At 58.2% G+C, this 879-nt stretch carries 1 protein-coding gene and 1 pseudogene; one reads left to right on the top strand and one right to left on the bottom strand.

Annotation, left to right across the window (positions count from 1 at the left end):
* Nucleotides 1–139, top strand: a pseudogene (locus A7X77_RS34170) (ABC transporter ATP-binding protein); the annotation flags it as partial.
* A gap of 367 nt (nucleotides 140–506) precedes the next feature.
* Here the strand turns inward: A7X77_RS34170 and A7X77_RS33735 are convergent.
* Nucleotides 507–879: hypothetical protein (locus A7X77_RS33735; protein ID WP_064686700.1), on the bottom strand; the 373-nt coding region annotated here is incomplete at its 5' end.

Raw genomic sequence — 879 nt, forward strand, 5'->3', positions numbered from 1 at the left:
GGACAAGAGTATAAGCAGGCGCAAAGGGGAGATTGTTGAACGCGGGCGCGCGCGGGCGGTGTTGGATGATCCGCAGCATGCGTATTCGCGGGCGCTGAAGGATGCGGTGTTGGCGTCGGAGTTTAGTGCGGTGGCGTAGTTCCCGAGCAGTTGACATAGGCTTGCCAAAGATGGACTGTCCGATTTGGCCGTGGTGCGCCGGATGAGATGAAGCAGGAAAATGTGATTGTTTCGCTTGGTTTTGGGTGATGCTCATTCGCGGCCGTATTTGTTCTGATCGGCAATGACCTTTTTCGCAGTGACAACGCACGAGCCGTTGCATAATGCACAGAAGTCGCTGACAAGCCTCGTCGTACCTCTCCCACCGCCCCTCGGACATGGTACTTCGTCTATGTCATCGACCTCGTATGCTTCAGCTTTGGCATAGGAAACGGAACACGAACCGCGGCAGTAGGCGCAGAGGTCAAATGCAAGGCCCGTCCCGCTCTGGGCGGTATTCCCGTAGTTTAAATCAAGCCCATAGCGGTCCAACCCAATGCCCTTTCGATAGCGCTCCTGTAGGGCGTTGTGATCTGGCGCGGCGCGAAGCGGACGTACTCCTCGGCTGCCTGTCTTGCAGGCCCCTCCAACCCGGCAAGATGCAGGACAACTTCCTCAGACGTCGGCGTCCGATACTTCTGACCGAACTTGGGCTGCAGCGCTGTCCACACAACGCCCGCAAAGCCTCGCGCGGCGGCCCATTTGCCGATAAGAACCGCGCCAGGATGTTCCGATGATCCCGACTGGCTCCACCAGCCAATGCTCGCTATTGCCGAGCCTTCACGCGCAGCAAGGCTTGCTTTGGCCTCATCAAGGCTGGCAACATTGAGGCCTACCCAA

This window comes from Rhizobium bangladeshense (genome assembly GCF_001662075.1).
Classification (GTDB): Bacteria; Pseudomonadota; Alphaproteobacteria; order Rhizobiales; family Rhizobiaceae; genus Rhizobium; species Rhizobium bangladeshense_B.